Source organism: Halobacillus salinus (genome assembly GCF_004684905.1).
GTDB classification, from domain to species: Bacteria; Bacillota; Bacilli; order Bacillales; family Halobacillaceae; genus Halobacillus; species Halobacillus salinus.
On the sequence record NZ_SRJC01000001.1, the window covers coordinates 1356115 to 1373329 of the forward strand.

Genomic DNA, 17215 nt, shown 5'->3' on the forward strand with positions numbered 1-17215 from the left:
TTAGTTACCTCCTTTGAGAACGGATTCAATTCCGCGGAATTTACTACTCAAACGATCAGTCAATGCCTGGTATTGGATCTGATTTTGAGCGAGTTCGTTCATTTCTTTGTCGATATCGACATTATTGCCGTTGTGATTATATGTAGTATTATGTTTCGTTATCGTCTGGAAAGGGGATACTCCGTTATGTTGTTTAAAATCAATATGTCTAGCATTCGTTCTTTTTGTATCTATAGACGACATTTCCGAACGTAATACATCTTTAAAGACGACGTCTTTCGCTTTATAACCTGGTGTGTCCACATTAGCAATATTATTCGATATAGCACGGTTTTTGGCTGTGGAGTAGTTCATCGCATTCTCTAATGCGCTGAACGTTTGTCCGAAAAGATTCAAGTTTTTCACCTCAAATTCGACAATTTCAGCAGTCCTACAAATTACATTGTAAGGATTTTTGTATACTCATGTCTACGAAATCTACAGAATTTTTACGATAGTGTTACAAACAGTACGAACGAATTAGGGATTTATTCTCTACTTTGTGGAATTTGTTTACATTTATCCTACGAATGGTCTGTACAGCTTATTATGTCATAGTTTTCTGACTAATGGTAGGGGAATTGGTCTAAGTATGTCGAATGAAAAGCTGTACTTACATATTCTTATTAGAAGTCGCCACCCCCACTAAGACCCTCTCTTAGATCGCAACTACTCTTGTTATGAAACTATTACAAAAAAGCTCCCAATAATCTTTCAGAGGGAGCTTTTTCTTATGCCGTTACAAACGATAAATTTTGCAATAAAAAAAACAACAGTCCACCAATGCGGTGGACTGTTGCTGTAGTAGGCTCCTTAGTTTGTACGGAGCTTCTGAAGTTCTAATAGGAAGTTGTTATTTAGTACTTTGATATACGTTCCCTTCATACCTAGAGAGCGTGATTCTATTACACCTGCACTCTCAAGCTTACGCAAAGCGTTTACGATAACGGAACGAGTAATGCCGACACGGTCTGCAATTTTACTAGCTACTAACAGCCCCTCGTTTCCTTCCAGCTCTTCGAAAATGTGTTCAATCGCTTCTAGCTCACTGTAAGACAAGGAGCTGATCGCCATTTGAACGACCGCTTTACTGCGTGCTTCTTGCTCGATTTCCTCTGTCTTCTCGTGAAGGATTTCCATACCAACCACAGTCGCTCCGTATTCAGCAAGCAACAGATCGTCATCTAGGAAGCTTCCGTCTAATCGGCTCAAAATTAGAGTACCTAGACGTTGACCGCCACCGATGATTGGTACGATAGTCGTTAGTCCATTTTCAAATAGCTCACGGTTCTCAACAGGGAAAGCAGTATATTCACTGTCGATATCAATGTCAGGTGTTGTCTCTTGAATATTGAATAGATTTTGTGTGTACTCTTGTGGGAATTGACGCTCTGAGAGCATTGCTTTCATACGCTCGTTCTCAATTTCCTGGCGGATAGCAAAGCCTAGTAGCTTTCCTCGGCGACTTAGGATGAAAGTGTTCGCGCCAATCGAATCACGTAGTGTTGCGGACATATCGTTAAAGTCCACGGATTTTCCGGTTGTTTTTTGCAGCATCGCGTTAATGTTTCTTGCACGGTCTAGTAATTTCATGTTAGTTTCCTCCTCAAAAGTTAAAGAATAAATCGACTTAAATCTTTGTTTTTAACAATAGAAGATAGCTTGCTGTCCACGTATTGAGGTGTGATCTCTATCGTTTCCATCATGACATCCGGAGCTTCGAAAGATAAATCTTCGAGAAGCTTCTCAAGAATCGTATGCAAACGACGGGCTCCGATGTTATCTGTTTCCTGATTCACTTCATGAGCTATTTCTGCGAGTCTAGTAATAGCATCGTCAGAAAATTCAACCTTTATACCTTCGACTTCTAAAAGTGCCTTATATTGTTTCAAAAGAGCATTAGACGGCTCAATGAGAATGTTCTTGAAGTCTTCTACAGTCAATTTGTTGAGCTCTACCCTTATAGGGAAACGCCCTTGTAATTCTGGAATAAGATCCGAAGGCTTCGCCATATGGAAAGCACCAGCAGCAATAAATAAGACATGATCGGTAGAAACAGGGCCATACTTAGTGACAACAGTGGAACCTTCTACAATCGGAAGGATATCACGCTGTACGCCTTCACGAGAAACATTCCCTTGCTGTTCTCCTTTTGCTGCTACCTTGTCTATCTCATCGATAAAGATCATACCAGACTGCTCTACTTTGTTGACAGCTTCCTGCCCCACTTCGTCCATATCAACAAGCTTGCCAGCCTCTTCTTGTGTTAGGACTTTGCGGGCCTCTGATACAGGTAGTTTACGCTTTTTCTTGTTTTTCGGCATAAACTGGCTGAATGCATCTTGCATATTCATCCCCATCTGTTCCATGCCCGAACCTTGGAGCATATCAAACATAGATGATTGGGATTCCTCTACTTCTACTGTAACCATCTGATCCTCAAGTTCTCCCATATCCAGTTGTTGGCGAATGCGACGGCGCTTGGTCTCGATCTCTGTTTCTTCTTGGTCTTGGTTGGAATCGGAGGTTTCCTGTTGGTTCGTTTGGTTGAAGAACATTTCAAGCGGGTTCTTGAAGTTGTTTGCCTGTTTCTTCTTCGACGGTACAAGCAGTTTCACAAGGCGTTTGTTCGCTTGTTCTTCTGCTTTGTCCTTCACTGATTCCATTTTCTCTTCCTTGACCATCCGAACGGACATCTCGACAAGGTCGCGCACCATGGACTCCACGTCACGCCCCACATAACCGACTTCTGTAAACTTAGTTGCCTCCACTTTCACAAAAGGGGCTCCGACTAGTTTAGCAAGTCTGCGGGCGATCTCTGTCTTCCCGACACCGGTAGGACCCATCATCAGAATGTTTTTCGGAACAATCTCATCCCGAATTTCATCATTCAACTGCATACGGCGGTAACGGTTTCGGAGCGCAATCGCTACCGATTTCTTCGCATTGTTCTGTCCAATTATATATTGATCAAGTCTCTCTACAATTTGTTTAGGGGTTAAATTAAGTGACATTGTACGCCTCCTTACTCGAGTACCTCGAGAACGATTTGGTCATTGGTAAACACACAGATCTCTCCTGCTATCTCAAGAGCAGCCTTTGCGATCTGCTCTGCGGATTGATCTGGAGAATAACGCTTCAATGCTCGACCTGCACTCAATGCAAAATTACCACCGGACCCGATTGCAAGGATTCCATCATCCGGTTCTATTACTTCCCCTGTACCGGAGACGAGAAACATTTTCTCTTTATCCATTACAATAAGCATAGCTTCAAGCTTCCTTAGCACGCGATCACTGCGCCACTCTTTCGCAAGCTCAACAGAGGCTCTGGCGAGATTCCCGTCAAAAGCTTCAAGCTTACCTTCAAATTTCTCAAAGAGCGTAAAGGCATCTGCAACTGATCCTGCAAAACCCGCTAGAACTTGATTATTGAATAACCGGCGGACTTTTTTCGCTTTATGTTTCATGACCACTTGGTTACCAAGAGTCACCTGCCCATCACCACTCATGGCGCACTGGCCGTTGTGCTGTACAGCAAAAATCGTCGTTGCGTGAAATTGTTCCATGTTTTTCACCTCATTTATTTGCTCTAGGATGGCTATCCATATAGACGTTTCGAAGCCGATCCTTGGATACGTGCGTGTAAATTTGCGTAGAAGACAACTGGCTGTGTCCGAGCAATTCTTGAACGGACCTCAAGTCTGCCCCAGCGTTCAATAGATGTGTGGCGAAAGAGTGTCTAAGTTTGTGGGGGCTGATATCAGCTGTAATAGCTGTCTTATCTACTAGTTTATTTAAAATCAATCGTATGCCACGGGCCGTTAAGGGGCCTCCTTTGGCGTTTAAAAGCAACCGGTCGGTATTGCCCTTACCCTTCTGCAAAAGCTTCCCACGACCGTCTTCGATGTAATGCTTTAATGCTTGACTCGCAAATGCCCCGAACGGTACATACCTTTCTTTATTCCCTTTTCCGTGTACAAGTAACGTAGACAAGGAAAAGTCCAGGTCCCGAAGCTCTACATTCGTGCATTCACTTACACGGATGCCTGTTCCATATAACAACTCAAGGATCGCTTGATTACGTTGTCCTAACGGATCCTCGAGATCACTCACAGTAAAAAGCTCCTGCAATTCTTCTTCATAGAAGAATTCAGGAATCGGATGGGCAGCTTTCGGTAGAGATACGAATGAGAATGGATTTTGTTTCACTTTTTCTTCTCTTTCTAGAAAACGGTACAGACTCCTGATTGAGGATACTTTCCGTGAAACCGATCTTCTAGATAGGCCTCTATCGTATAAGCCGGAGAGAAAGATACGAATATCCGAGTACTCGCATTGTTCGATGCTCAGCTGTTCCGTTTGTAAAAAAACGAAAAACTCATCTATATCATGAGCGTAATGCTCCACTGTCAAAGGAGATGCATTCTTTTCTATTTGCAAATATTCCAAGAACGACGATTTGTACATAGAGCACTCTCTCCTTCTTCCCTCATAAAGGCGTTTAAATTTTATCACATTTCAAATAGTTAGAACAATGGCTTTAATAAAAATGTAACAAAATTCTGAATTGTTTCCAAGAATATGATCATTTCTAATGTGCTAGATTTGTCGAAGTTTGTCAACTATGTAGACTGACAAAGCGTAATTATAGCGGTCTCCCCCTACCGTGTCAATGTAAAAATGAGGGGATTTGTCAAATTGAAATGATTTGGTTGAAAATTAAAAAGAGTCTACAACTATAAGCATAGTCATAGACTCCAGAAAATATAACCTTATGATTGAGGCTCTTCTTTATAGTCACAATTCGTACATTGGACTTGCGTACCTTTCTTCTGCTTCTTCTCGACAAGCAGGGATTCACACTTCGGACAAGGGCGAGTGATCGGCTTGTCCCACGAGATAAAGTCACAATCCGGGTACCTTTCGCAACCAAAGAACTTGCGATTCTTTTTACTCTTACGTTCGACGACTTCTCCTTTTTCACATTTAGGGCAAGTGACATCAATTTTCTTCAGAATAGGCTTCGTATTGCGGCATTCAGGGAAGTTGCTGCAAGCAAGGAATTTGCCGTAACGGCCCATCTTATAGACCATTTCATGGCCACACTTTTCACAATCGATACCGGCTGGCTCATCCTTGATTTCGATCTCTTCCATCTCTTTTTCCGCTTTCGTGACCCGTGGTTCGAAATCTTTATAAAATTCACGAATAATCGCATGCCAGTTTTGATCGCCCTCTTCTACGGAGTCGAGATCATCTTCCATTTCCTTAGTGAAGTCCACATCAATGATCTCTGGAAAGTATTCCTTCAACTGTTCTAAAACAATTTCTCCGAGTTCTGTTGGAATGAATCGTTTGTTATCAAGAGCTACGTATCCTCGCCTTTGGATGGTATCCAGTGTAGGAGCGTAGGTGGACGGACGACCAATACCGAGCTCTTCCAGCGTTTTGACGAGACGCGCCTCTGTATAACGCGGAGGTGGCTGAGTGAAGTGCTGGTTCGGATTAATTTCTTCCGCTTTTACGATCATGCCCTCCTCGAAGTGAGGCAAGAGCTTGTCCTTTTCTTTCTTGTTGTCATCGTTCCCTTCGACATACACCTTCATGAATCCTTTGAACTTCACTTCGGATCCGGTCGCACGGAATTCGACGCCTTCATTCAACATATGGACGGTCATCGTATCCAATACTGCAGGTGCCATTTGACTGGAAATGAACCTGTCCCAAATCAGCTTATATAAGCGGTGTTGGTCACGGGATAAAACACTCTTCATGGACTTAGGGTCTCTTCCTGCTGATGTAGGGCGGATCGCTTCGTGCGCGTCCTGTGCGCCTTCTTTTTTCTTGGCTTCTTTTCCTTTTCCAAGAAATTCTTTCCCGAACGTATCCTCCACATATTGCTTTGCATCCGTTTTAGCAGATTCCGATAAACGAGTGGAATCCGTACGCATATAGGTAATTAAACCTGTTGTACCTTGCTTACCACCAAGGTCAATACCTTCGTACAGCTGCTGAGCAAGCATCATCGTCTTCTTAGCACGGAAGTTCAGCTTTCGGGCAGCTTCTTGTTGTAGAGAAGAAGTCGTGAACGGTAAAGATGGGTTGCGGCGACGTTCACGCTTATTGACTTTGTCGACTTTGAATTCGTCACCGTTCATACGCTTTTGAATCTCTTTTACATCTTCTTCTGATTTCAATTCTTTTTTCTTGCCATCCACACCATAGAACGAACCTTCGAACTTCTCTTTCTCCTTCAGGAAGTTCCCTTCGATCGTCCAGTATTCTTCCGGCTGGAATGCTTTAATCTCATTCTCTCGATCGATGATGATCTTCACGGCAACGGATTGAACACGTCCTGCGCTCAGTCCTTTTTTCACTTTCTTCCATAGTATAGGACTGATGTTATACCCGACTAAACGGTCTAATATCCGTCTAGCCTGTTGCGCGTCCACCAGATTTGAATTAATCGATCGCGGTTGTTTAAACGAATCTTTAATTGCATCTTTGGTGATTTCGTTGAAGACAACGCGGCAATCAGAGTCTTCATCAATATTCAGACTATGCGCCAAGTGCCAGGCGATTGCCTCCCCTTCACGGTCGGGGTCGGCTGCAAGATAGACTTTCTTCGCTTTTTTCGCGGCAGTCTTCAATTCTTTCAATACCGGGCCTTTACCCCGGATGGTAATATACTTCGGGTCAAAATCATTTTCAACGTCAACGCCCATTTGACTTTTCGGCAAGTCACGGACGTGTCCGAGTGATGCTTTCACTTTATATTTCTTTCCAAGATATCGTTCAATCGTTTTTGCTTTTGCGGGTGATTCAACGATGACTAGATAATCTGCCATATCGGTTCCTCCCATAGAGGTGTTTTCAATTTCTCTATTTCATTCATAAAGTAAATCTTCCCTATTATTAAATACAATGAAACCGTTTGTCAAACATCAATGTTGGACTTTTGTAGGTTGACTTCTACTATATCCCTTGTTCTGATGGCATTTGTCACAATTTTATTCAAATTTTTCTGACCACTCTGAGAGCATGTCCGAAGCCTGGTGTACCAGCTTCGCTCCATCATTGATCATTTGATGACACCCTTCACTTGTTGGAGAACCTGGGCGCCCTGGCATAGCGTAAACATTTCTACCCTGCTCAAGTGCCTGGTCCACCGTAATCAACGATCCACTCCTCACCCTAGCCTCTACGACGAAAGTGGAAGGTGTAAGGCCTGAGATAAGACGATTACGCTCTGGAAAGTGATACTTCCTTGGAGCTTGATCGGGAGGATACTCACTTATTATGAGATGCTCCTTAGCCAACTCTTGGTATAAAGCTATGTCGTTTCTTGGGTAGATATGCTCAAAACCTGACCCAAGAACAGCAATCGTCCGACCTTTCTGCCTTATGGCTAAACGGTGTGCGTACTGGTCGACACCTTTCGCCATACCACTTACGACGGTATAACCATTATGAATAATAGGAGAAAGAATATACGTCATAGATGAAAAAGCTTCTTTTGAAGGGGTCCTTGTACCAATCACACTTAAGGACTTGGAAGTATGCATTAAATGGGGGTCTCCGAGGGCATATAGTACAACAGGAGGATCAGGAATCGTCTTTAGTAACGGTGGAAATAATGGGTCATAGAAGGGGATGAACTGGTAATTCGATAGAAATATGTCGACTTTCTTCATTATATTGGGGTGGTGTATATGGTGGTGGATTTTCGAGGCTCGTTCGATGGGAATCTGCAAATAAGTTGCAAGATCGCTTATGGACATTTGAAGGGCTGAAGCAAGTTCTCGGTCTTTTCTAAGCCATTTCCTTAGTAAACGGCGCGTTACATGGGGAGAGTGGTGCAGGAGGGCGAGTCGTAGGTTTAAATTCATAATCTTCCTCTTTTCATAGAGAAGAAACTGTGCCATTTCTGACACAGTTTCCCTTCTTTAATAGATTAATGAGTCTTACATTTTTCGTACAAGTTCTCTTCTTTTAATACATTAATCAACGTATCTCCCATAACGGATGGTGTCTCAGCTACCTGAATACCACATTCGTTCATGACACGGATCTTCTCATCTGCTGTTCCTTTACCACCTGAAATGATGGCACCAGCGTGACCCATACGTTTTCCTGGAGGTGCAGTACGTCCGCCGATAAAGCCAACTACAGGCTTATTCATGTTAGCCTTCACCCATTCAGCTGCCTCTTCTTCCGCAGTTCCGCCGATTTCTCCGATCATGATGACCGCTTCTGTGTCATCATCTTCATTGAATGCTTTCAGCACGTCAATAAAGTCTGTACCGTTTACAGGATCTCCACCGATACCTACGGCTGTAGACTGTCCGACACCAGCTTCAGAGAGTTGGTGAACCGCTTCATACGTAAGCGTACCAGAACGGGAAACAACTCCAACATGACCTTTCTTATGAATGTAACCAGGCATGATACCGATCTTACACTCATCTGGAGTAATGACACCTGGGCAGTTAGGTCCGACAAGGCGCGTCTTTTTGCCTTCCATATAACGCTTCACCTTGACCATATCCAGAACGGGAATATGCTCTGTAATACAGATTGCTAGATCCATCTCTGCATCGGTCGCTTCCATGATTGCATCAGCTGCAAATGGAGCCGGTACGTAAATAACGGATGCATTTGCTCCCGTTTTTTCGACCGCTTCTGACACGGTGTTGAATACCGGAATACCTTCGACTTCTGTTCCACCCTTTCCAGGCGTTACACCACCGACGATCTGTGTACCGTATTCAACCATTTGTTTTGTATGGAAAAGGGCTGTAGAGCCTGTAATTCCTTGAACAATGACTTTTGTATCTTTGTTAATATATACACTCATCTGTTTCCCCGCCTTTCTTACTTGACTAGTTCTACAATTTTTTGTGCGCCTTCTGCCATCGAGTCAGCAGAAGTAATATTCAATCCGGATTCTTCTAGGATCTTCTTACCAGCATCTACGTTTGTACCTTCAAGACGTACAACTAGAGGAAGAGTCAGACCGATTTGTTGCGTCGCTTCTACGACACCTTCTGCGATTACATCACACTTCATGATTCCACCGAAGATATTGACGAAAATCCCCTTGACGTTGTCGTCTGATAGTATGATTTTGAATGCTTCTGTTACTTTTTCTGCTGTGGCTCCTCCACCAACATCCAGGAAGTTCGCTGGGTCACCACTGTAGTGTTTGATTGTATCCATTGTCGCCATCGCTAGACCCGCGCCGTTTACCATACAGCCGATGTTTCCATCAAGTGCAATGTAACTTAGGTCGTATTTGGAAGCTTCGACTTCTTTCGGGTCTTCCTCATCAAAGTCACGAAGGTCTGCCACATCTTTTTGACGGAACAAAGCGTTGTCATCAAAGTTCAGTTTCGAATCTAATGCAAGAACATCACCATCACCAGTTGTCACCAGTGGGTTGATTTCTGCAATAGAGCAATCCTTTTTCACGAAAACGTCATAAAGGCCGAGCATAAACTTGACTGCTTTGCCTACAGATTCTTTCGGAATATTAATATTGAAAGCTAAACGACGTGCCTGGAAAGGAGTCAATCCTGTAACAGGGTCGATGACTTCTTTAAATATCTTCTCTGGAGTTTCAGCGGCTACTTCTTCAATCTCCGTACCGCCTTCTTCAGACGCCATCATCGTCACGCGACTTGTCGCACGATCGAGGACTAGTCCTACGTAATATTCGCTCTTAATATCGCAGCCTTCCTCAATGAGTAAGCGCTTTACTTCTTTACCTTCTGGTCCTGTCTGATGGGTTACAAGTGTCTTACCCAGTATCTCATCAGCGTATGTACGCACTTCATTAAGATTTTTGGCAATTTTCACTCCACCGGCTTTCCCACGTCCACCTGCATGGATTTGTGCTTTGACGACTGTTACATCGCTACCTAATTTTTTTGCGGCTTCAACAGCCTCATCTACGGTATACGCAACGTAACCTGTTGGAACAGATACGCCAAAATCACGCATGATCTCTTTTCCTTGATACTCGTGAATGTTCATGTTTCATCCTCCCATCAAATTTCACTGCATTTCCATTGTATATAAAAACGCTGTCAATTGTCTATAGTAAGCTGGTTTTCTTGCAGAGAATTCTGACATGTTTACTAGTTTAATATTATGTAAACCATGTGGTTGTATCCCACTATTTCTCCTCATTTTTCGACACTTTTCTTTGTTTTCACAACGATTTGACTGCTTTCACGTTCTATCATTTTCATAAAATTGCTAGAAATAAAGTTATATTCAGCATCGCTTATACACAAAGAAACCGCTCTAAGAAAACCCTTAGAACGGTCCGTCACTTCTTGAACTTCTGATCAGATCTGTATATGAAGGCAAACACCTCTGCTACTACATGGTATAACTCTTCTGGAATTTGTTCATTGATATTAAGCTCTGAGAGCAACTCCACAAGGGATGCATCTTCTTGAACCGGTACGTCGTTTTCTTTAGCCTTTTCTAAAATGTTCCCTGCTACATAACCTTTACCCTTCGCGACGACTTTAGGTGCCGATGCTTGTTCAGATTGGTAACTAAGCGCGATTGCCTCTTTTCTCTTTTCATTCATATCCGTAAATCAACTCCATCCTCTTGTCGCCTATCGCCCTGTGTAGAATGGCGTTTGGACATTTCATTTTGAAGTGGTTTCCTTTGCAAGGAGGATAATTGATAACCTAGTGCCGTCAAGCCATCTTTCAACATCGGTTTGAATTCTTCAACGACTGGGTCAATTTCATGATGATTATATACGGTGACACCTACACGGCGATTTATGATACTCATATCGATCACCGTAGCTTCGAAGTTCTCTAGTTGAAGGAAAAATACTATATGACAATAAGCAGGGTCGATCTCCCCTTTCTCGGTTTTCCGCCCCTCCATATTCATCTGGATATCTTCTGTCGCTCCTACCAGATCTCCAGGGAATTGTAATGCCATCTGAATCGTTTGAGTAGTTTCCTGATGAACAGACAGCTGTATACCGTTCACTAGAGATACCATTTGCCTTGCTAGTTCTGGCCTGATCTGCGTATGAGGGTCTTGCATGCTTTGTAAGAGTGCAGACTTCAGACTACCCTCTCTGATAGGAGGTTCGTCATTGAGTACTGCTTGCTTCATCATCGACTCATCTTGAATTCCAGATAGGTGTAACATGCTTTTCAACTTTATTAGCATTGAATCTTTTACAGAAGGGGAAAGATGGTCAGATAGCATACTGATCCAATCTGTCAGCGATGCCTTTTGAACTTGAGTAAGCTGCATCGACTGGATGTTACGGAGAGCCTGTACAACCTCTCGCGGTGGTTGATTCATAGCTAGTTGATGGTCCAACAATTTCGGGAGTTGTCTTGTCACATGTTCCAATGCGGACCGTTCTGATTCTGTCAAATGCGGTAACAACTTCTGAAACGATTGATTCTTGTGCAAAAGCTGATGGTCCGCACTCCATTTATGTTTTGCGGAATCTGTGAATAGACTTATTCCTGCTTGCCGCGTGTCCGTTGAGGAACCTAGCTTCTCCAGATTGGAAGTCCAGCGGTTCAATGCTTGATGCTCCGTTTTCGTCAGTGGTAGTTGCAGATCAAACAACCGCTTCATATCTTGAGCCATCTGATCAAGCGAAGCGGGGATCGGAGGTGTCGTATTCGGTGATTGAATCAAATGGAGGATTTCTTTGAAGCTTAATGACTTCATTCCTTGAGAACTAGTCTTAGCGTCAAGAGACTCATGGCTCGCCCACTGGTTCCACTCTCGTTGGTATTGAGTGAAAGACTGCTTGTGCTGGATAATGCCTGCTTTTTGAAATAGCTGAAAAGATGTTTTCTGGTCTTTGCTGACTTCTGTCAAAACCTTAGCAACAGAGGATTCCAAGGATGAAACAGCTGATGATACCCCCTTCAGGCTTGCGACCAATTTCTGCACACGTTGATCGTTAGAAGTCTGAGGACTCTCCGAAGTGGTGAACTGCTTCAAAAGTTGGGTCAACTCCGTTGTTTTCTTGGATAATAAAGCTTGGTAAACAGCCGGTTTTACAGGATACTTTTTTTGCATCAATTGAAGGAGGACATCCTTGGCAGCGGCTTTATTCTCTGCCTGTTGAAGAAGTGTCAAGGCTTGCTTCAAGTCTTGTGTCTGGAACGATACGTTCGTTTTCAGAAGTGATTGGAGGAAATCCTTATTAAGCTTTGTTGATTTTAAACTAAGCCCCTTAAGGAGTTGCTGTAAATCGAGACGCTCTGCTATTCCTTTCGTTTCAGATACGACCCGCAATTTCGTCGCACCACCCTCTTCTGACATGACTTGAAATACATAAGACTTACCTTTCGTCAGGGGCGTCTCGAGTTGTGCTTGGATCTTTTGTTTTCCGACAAGTACAACGGCCCGATTGCCAGGTTTCAATTCAAGTACTTCTCCTTTTATCACTTGACCAGACTTTGTGAGAGCGCTCTGTGTAGACGCTAACTTACCTAAACTTGAAACAGATGGGTTCATTATCTTCCACTCCTTACCTCTTTCACAGGGGAAAAACTATACCGATGGTACGGTGAAGGACCGTAGTTATTCAGTGCGGCTAAATGGTCACTAGTACCGTATCCTTGGTTAGAAGCAAACTCATACATAGGATAGGATTGATGAATCTTACTCATATACCGGTCTCTCGTCACTTTAGCAACCACACTAGCTGCAGCTATCGATACGCTGCGTGCATCGCCCTTTATAATGCTCTCTTGGGAAGGGAACGCATCTAGTTCCATCGCATCCACTAATAGATGGTCAGGCGTCTGTTCTAGGTCTTCTACAGCACGGCGCATGGCGAGTTTGGTCGCTTGGTAGATATTCAAGCGATCGATTTCTTCGTTGTCGACAATCCCAACACCATAGTCTGCATGGGTCTTAATATAATCGAAGAATAACTCTCGTTTAGCAAGAGACAACTTTTTCGAATCATTTAATCCTTCTAAATAAAAATCTTCTGGCAAGATCACAGCTCCCGCTACTACTGGACCCGCAAGCGGACCACGCCCAGCCTCATCAATTCCTGCAATGAGTTGTTTTCCGTTACGTTTCGCAGCATATTCGAAGCTTTTCATTTCTTCAAATTGAGCTTGTAATGCTGCTTTTTTTGTCTGATTTTTCTCATACTGTGCGACTAACTTCTGTACGCCTTTTCTAGTATCCTGTTTGAACTGCTCGAGCTCTTTTGAAGACACTTCTTCTGTTTGTATTTTCTTTTTAATTTCTGTAATGGTCATTGTTGTCATAATAGAAGATCCCCTTCATTTCTTTTGTTATCGGTAGAACTTGTCCATGTATGTAGCAAAGGATAAAAAGAAAAACGCAAGCTAAGTACTGCCTGCGTTTCGTTGCGCTTATTCTGGCTTTTCAAAACTTACAAGACCTAGTTTAGAGCTCCGCAAGTCTTGAATGATGACGTCGGCCACTTTTTCAAAATTGACGTGACCTCCGCTTTCTAAACAACCACGCTTTCTGCCGATTGTTTCGAAAGCTTCCATAATGTCGTCGTAGCTTGAAAAACCGTAACGCTCTTCTAATAGGTGAGGATAGTCTGATTCCAAGTAATTTAAAATATAGGCAGCTACATCTTCTTTCGGAAGAATCTGATCCTTGATCGTACCGATGGAAGCAAGCCTGTAACCTACTTCTTCATCCTCGAACTTCGGCCATAAAATACCTGGTGTATCTAGTAGCTCGAATTCTTTTTTCACTTTGATCCACTGTTGTTTCTTCGTGACGCCAGGTTTATCTCCGACTTGAGCCATCTTCTTGTTTGCCAGTCTATTGATGAGTGTTGACTTGCCGACGTTCGGTATGCCGATAATCATCGCTCTAGAAGGGCGTGGTCGAATTCCTTTGGCTTTCAACTTATCTTGCTTTTTCTGACCTAGTTGCTTTGCTAGTTGAATGACTTTCTGAACATCTTGTTTTCGGTTCGCTTCAATCGCAATAGCTTCCATACCTTGAGCTTTATAGTATTCTATCCATGCATTAGTGGTTTCAGGATCTGCGAGGTCTTTCTTCATCAACACCATCATTTTCGTCTTCTCTTGAAGGATTTCTTGCAACATCGGATTTTGTGATGACTCCGGAGCCCGGGCATCTACGAGCTCCATGACAAAATCGACTAACTTAAGCTTTTCTGTTACTTCGCGTCTTGCTTTGGCCATGTGGCCGGGGAACCATTGTATGGTCATTCTAACCCTCCTCGCTTAGCCATTGTACACGATCCAGCGGCCAGTAAGAAAGAAGGGCCTGTCCGACGATTTGATCATCGTCAATGACTCCTAGCATCCGACTGTCCGTTGAATTCTGACGATTGTCCCCAAGGACTAAGAGTGAACCCTCGGGTACCTCTTCGTAACCGCCTGGAAGTTGTTCAATGGAAAAGTTATTTGTCCAATTTTCATTCGGGTGTTGCTCTTTCTGTTCATCTAAAAAAGGCTCCTCGACAGGATCGCCATTAATGTATAATTGATCATCGACATACTCTACGTGATCGCCAGGTACACCGATGACGCGTTTGATGTAATCCTTCCGTTCCGTTGCATGGAAAACGACGATATCAAACCGATCGGGAGAACCTAGTGTATAATTGATTTTACTCACTATCAAATGATCTCCACTATGTAAGTTCGTTAACATCGAAGGCCCTTCTACGACAACGGGGGCAAACAAAAAGACACGGACAACCACAGCTAAAACTGCTGCGATGACAAACGCCTTAATCCAATCCAACCACTGTTGTTTCATGTCCAGCTCTCCTCTATTATCTACTTCCCATCTGTTTCTTTAAGGAACTATTACAAATATACCCTAATATTGTCTCTATTTGTAGTATCTCTATAGTAATGCAAATAGAAAGAGTACTAGTATATCACACCAGCTTCTTTTCACTGGAGGATCGGTTTTTTGAATCTTATTTTGAACTGGTTCTTGTACAAAGTCAGAATATTTAAGAAGAAAAAAGGAGCTTGACGATGCAAGCTCCTTCTCACTACTTTATCGAATTTCTTTGATTCGTGCAGCTTTACCACGTAGGTTACGTAGGTAGTAAAGTTTAGCACGACGAACGCGACCTTTACGAGTACGTTCAACCTTAGCGATACGTGGGGAGTGTACAGGGAATGTACGCTCTACTCCAACGCCAGAGCTAACTTTACGAACAGTGAAAGTTTCGTTGATTCCACCGTTTTGGCGCTTGATGACAACACCTTCGAATACCTGGATACGTTCACGGTTACCTTCGACAACCTTCACGTGTACCTGTACTGTATCACCAGCACGGAAATCCGGTAGATCTGTACGAAGCTGTTCTTTTGTTACGTCATGTAGTAATTGTTGCATGGATTTTCACTCCTTTTTAACTAATGCTCATGTCTTCTATGAAACAGCGGAACATCGTTTTCCACTTAAACCGTACGTTTAAGCACAAATTTAAATATATCATAGATAGGTTGGTACATCAACCTGTTCTAACTATTTTTCCACTCTTCGATCCATGTTTTTTCACGGTCCGAGAGTTCTCTTTCCTGTAATAGATCAGGACGGCGTTGATAAGTTCGCTTCAGTGACTGTTGGTGACGCCACTCATCAATCTTAGCATGGTTGCCTGACAACAGGACATCAGGGACTTTATGGCCTCTGAAATCGGCCGGCCTTGTGTAGTGAGGGTGTTCAAGAAGTCCACTAGAGAAAGAATCCTCTGGTGCAGATTGTTCATTACCAAGCACGCCAGGTAGAAGCCGGACTACAGAATCAATCACGACCATCGACCCTAACTCCCCACCTGTCAGTACGTAATCCCCAATAGAAATTTCATCTGTGACAAGTTCCTTGCGGATACGCTCATCATAACCTTCATAATGACCACAAATAAAGACGAGATGATCTTCTTTAGCAAGCTCTTCTGCCTTTTGCTGATTATATGGTTCTCCTTGGGGGCACATAAGCACTACTCGCGGCTTCTTATCGACCTTTTCCTGAATGGCTTCTACAGCGTCAAAAATTGGTTGAGGCGTTAATACAAGCCCTGCGCCTCCCCCGTACGGGTAGTCATCCACTTTATTATGTTTGTTCGTCGTATAGTCTCGAAAGTTCACGTAATTATACGTGAAGGCGTCTCGCTCTTGAGCTCGCTTCAAAATCGAGTGATTTAATACTCCATCAAACATTTCGGGAAATAATGTCAAAATGTCGATATGCATTAAAGCAGCCCCTCTATTGGATCAATGATAATGGATTTGTCTTTTGTATTCACTTCTTTAACGACAGGTTCGATATAAGGGATCAGTGCATCCTCTTCCCCTTGTCGTTTGACCACCCACACATCATTCGCACCTGGTGTTAGGATCTCTTTGACAACCCCTAGTTCCTCTCCTGAATTCAAATAGACCGTACAGCCGATGATTTCATGAAAATAAAATTCATGCTCATCAAGTTCTACCTGCTGTTCGCTTGTGACCATCAACTTCCCATTCTTGTACTGCTCGACATCATTAATAGAAGGATGATCTTCGAAACTGATCAAATCGAAACCTTTATGTACACGGTGAGAGCGTACAACCAAAGGAGTTCGATCATCTTTATCATTCACCCAATACAAAGTCTGCCCAGGTTCAAATCGTTCATCAAAATCCGTGATCCGCTGAACCTTCACTTCTCCTTTAATACCATGTGTATTGATGACTTTTCCTACATTGAATAGTTTTTCCATCGCTTATATTACCTCGCTCGTATTACTTTGCCGTCTCGTATGACAATTTCCTTATTTCGGATTTCTTCCCATTGATCGCCTTCTTCAACATCGACAATGGATTCTACCTCATCCGTATCCAACTCGCTTCCATTCGGCAAAATGGACAATTGTTGCAATTGGTGGGACATCCACCTGATTCGGTCCTTTCTCCTACTGATCTCTATGGAAAATCGTCTTTCTACTTCTTGTTTCGATAGTTCGGGCTTGCGTTCAAGTTTCTTCTGCTCAAACTCTAGTTGTCTGCATTCTCGCTCCAGTTGCTCTGTCCTCTGATTGAATCGTTCCCTAAGTTCCTCACGACTTGTCGTTGTTAGAACTTGTTTGACGGTTACTTTCTGAATGATCTTCATAGGACACCTCTAAG

General features: G+C 43.1%; 18 protein-coding genes. All 18 read right to left on the reverse strand.

Annotation, left to right across the window (positions count from 1 at the left end):
• Positions 1 to 396, reverse strand: coding sequence for a flagellar basal body rod protein FlgB (gene flgB, locus E4663_RS07410; protein ID WP_135327130.1), 396 nt, complete (start codon positions 394 to 396; stop codon positions 1 to 3).
• Positions 397 to 852: 456 nt separating this feature from the next.
• Positions 853 to 1632, reverse strand: a complete 780-nt coding sequence (codY, locus tag E4663_RS07415; RefSeq protein WP_079480199.1) for a GTP-sensing pleiotropic transcriptional regulator CodY — start codon at positions 1630 to 1632, stop codon at positions 853 to 855.
• 20 nt (positions 1633 to 1652) lie between these two features.
• Positions 1653 to 3053, reverse strand: a complete 1401-nt coding sequence (gene hslU / locus E4663_RS07420) for an HslU--HslV peptidase ATPase subunit (protein ID WP_079480200.1) — start codon at positions 3051 to 3053, stop codon at positions 1653 to 1655.
• Positions 3054 to 3064: 11 nt separating this feature from the next.
• Entirely contained in the window at positions 3065 to 3607 is a 543-nt protein-coding gene (hslV, locus tag E4663_RS07425) for an ATP-dependent protease subunit HslV (protein ID WP_079480201.1), read from the reverse strand.
• A 10-nt stretch (positions 3608 to 3617) separates the two neighbouring features.
• A complete protein-coding gene (gene xerC, locus E4663_RS07430; protein ID WP_079480202.1) occupies positions 3618 to 4508 on the reverse strand; it encodes a tyrosine recombinase XerC in 891 nt (296 codons plus the stop codon).
• Between the two features lie 305 nt (positions 4509 to 4813).
• Positions 4814 to 6889, reverse strand: coding sequence for a type I DNA topoisomerase (topA, locus tag E4663_RS07435; RefSeq protein ID WP_079480203.1), 2076 nt, complete (start codon positions 6887 to 6889; stop codon positions 4814 to 4816).
• A gap of 162 nt (positions 6890 to 7051) precedes the next feature.
• Complete coding sequence (gene dprA, locus E4663_RS07440) at positions 7052 to 7930, reverse strand: DNA-processing protein DprA (protein WP_079480907.1); 879 nt, start codon at positions 7928 to 7930, stop codon at positions 7052 to 7054.
• Between the two features lie 65 nt (positions 7931 to 7995).
• Positions 7996 to 8898 carry a succinate--CoA ligase subunit alpha gene (sucD, locus tag E4663_RS07445; protein WP_079480204.1) on the reverse strand — a complete coding sequence of 301 codons (903 nt, stop codon included), beginning with the start codon at positions 8896 to 8898 and terminating at the stop codon, positions 7996 to 7998.
• Between the two features lie 17 nt (positions 8899 to 8915).
• Positions 8916 to 10076 (reverse strand): ADP-forming succinate--CoA ligase subunit beta, encoded by a 1161-nt coding sequence (gene sucC / locus E4663_RS07450; RefSeq protein ID WP_135327131.1) that lies wholly within the window; start codon positions 10074 to 10076, stop codon positions 8916 to 8918.
• A gap of 298 nt (positions 10077 to 10374) precedes the next feature.
• Positions 10375 to 10644, reverse strand: coding sequence for an EscU/YscU/HrcU family type III secretion system export apparatus switch protein (locus tag E4663_RS07455; protein WP_135327132.1), 270 nt, complete (start codon positions 10642 to 10644; stop codon positions 10375 to 10377).
• On the reverse strand, positions 10641 to 12569 hold the full coding sequence (locus E4663_RS07460; protein WP_135327133.1) for a hypothetical protein: 1929 nt from the start codon (positions 12567 to 12569) through the stop codon (positions 10641 to 10643). Before E4663_RS07460 ends, E4663_RS07455 begins: the two co-directional genes overlap by 4 nt.
• Positions 12569 to 13339 (reverse strand): ribonuclease HII, encoded by a 771-nt coding sequence (locus E4663_RS07465; protein ID WP_135327134.1) that lies wholly within the window; start codon positions 13337 to 13339, stop codon positions 12569 to 12571. Before E4663_RS07465 ends, E4663_RS07460 begins: the two co-directional genes overlap by 1 nt.
• A gap of 108 nt (positions 13340 to 13447) precedes the next feature.
• The gene (gene ylqF, locus E4663_RS07470; RefSeq protein WP_135327135.1) at positions 13448 to 14290 is read right to left on the reverse strand and encodes a ribosome biogenesis GTPase YlqF; all 843 of its coding nucleotides are present in this window, start codon (positions 14288 to 14290) and stop codon (positions 13448 to 13450) included.
• Between the two features lies 1 nt (position 14291).
• Complete coding sequence (lepB, locus tag E4663_RS07475; protein ID WP_079480210.1) at positions 14292 to 14846, reverse strand: signal peptidase I; 555 nt, start codon at positions 14844 to 14846, stop codon at positions 14292 to 14294.
• A gap of 249 nt (positions 14847 to 15095) precedes the next feature.
• Positions 15096 to 15440, reverse strand: a complete 345-nt coding sequence (gene rplS / locus E4663_RS07480; RefSeq protein WP_079480211.1) for a 50S ribosomal protein L19 — start codon at positions 15438 to 15440, stop codon at positions 15096 to 15098.
• Positions 15441 to 15568: 128 nt separating this feature from the next.
• Complete coding sequence (trmD, locus tag E4663_RS07485) at positions 15569 to 16300, reverse strand: tRNA (guanosine(37)-N1)-methyltransferase TrmD (RefSeq protein WP_079480212.1); 732 nt, start codon at positions 16298 to 16300, stop codon at positions 15569 to 15571.
• Positions 16300 to 16809, reverse strand: a complete 510-nt coding sequence (gene rimM, locus E4663_RS07490) for a ribosome maturation factor RimM (RefSeq protein WP_079480213.1) — start codon at positions 16807 to 16809, stop codon at positions 16300 to 16302. The genes trmD and rimM overlap by 1 nt, the downstream gene beginning before the upstream one ends.
• An 8-nt stretch (positions 16810 to 16817) precedes the next feature.
• A complete protein-coding gene (locus tag E4663_RS07495) occupies positions 16818 to 17201 on the reverse strand; it encodes a YlqD family protein (protein ID WP_135327136.1) in 384 nt (127 codons plus the stop codon).
• Positions 17202 to 17215 lie beyond the last annotated feature (14 nt).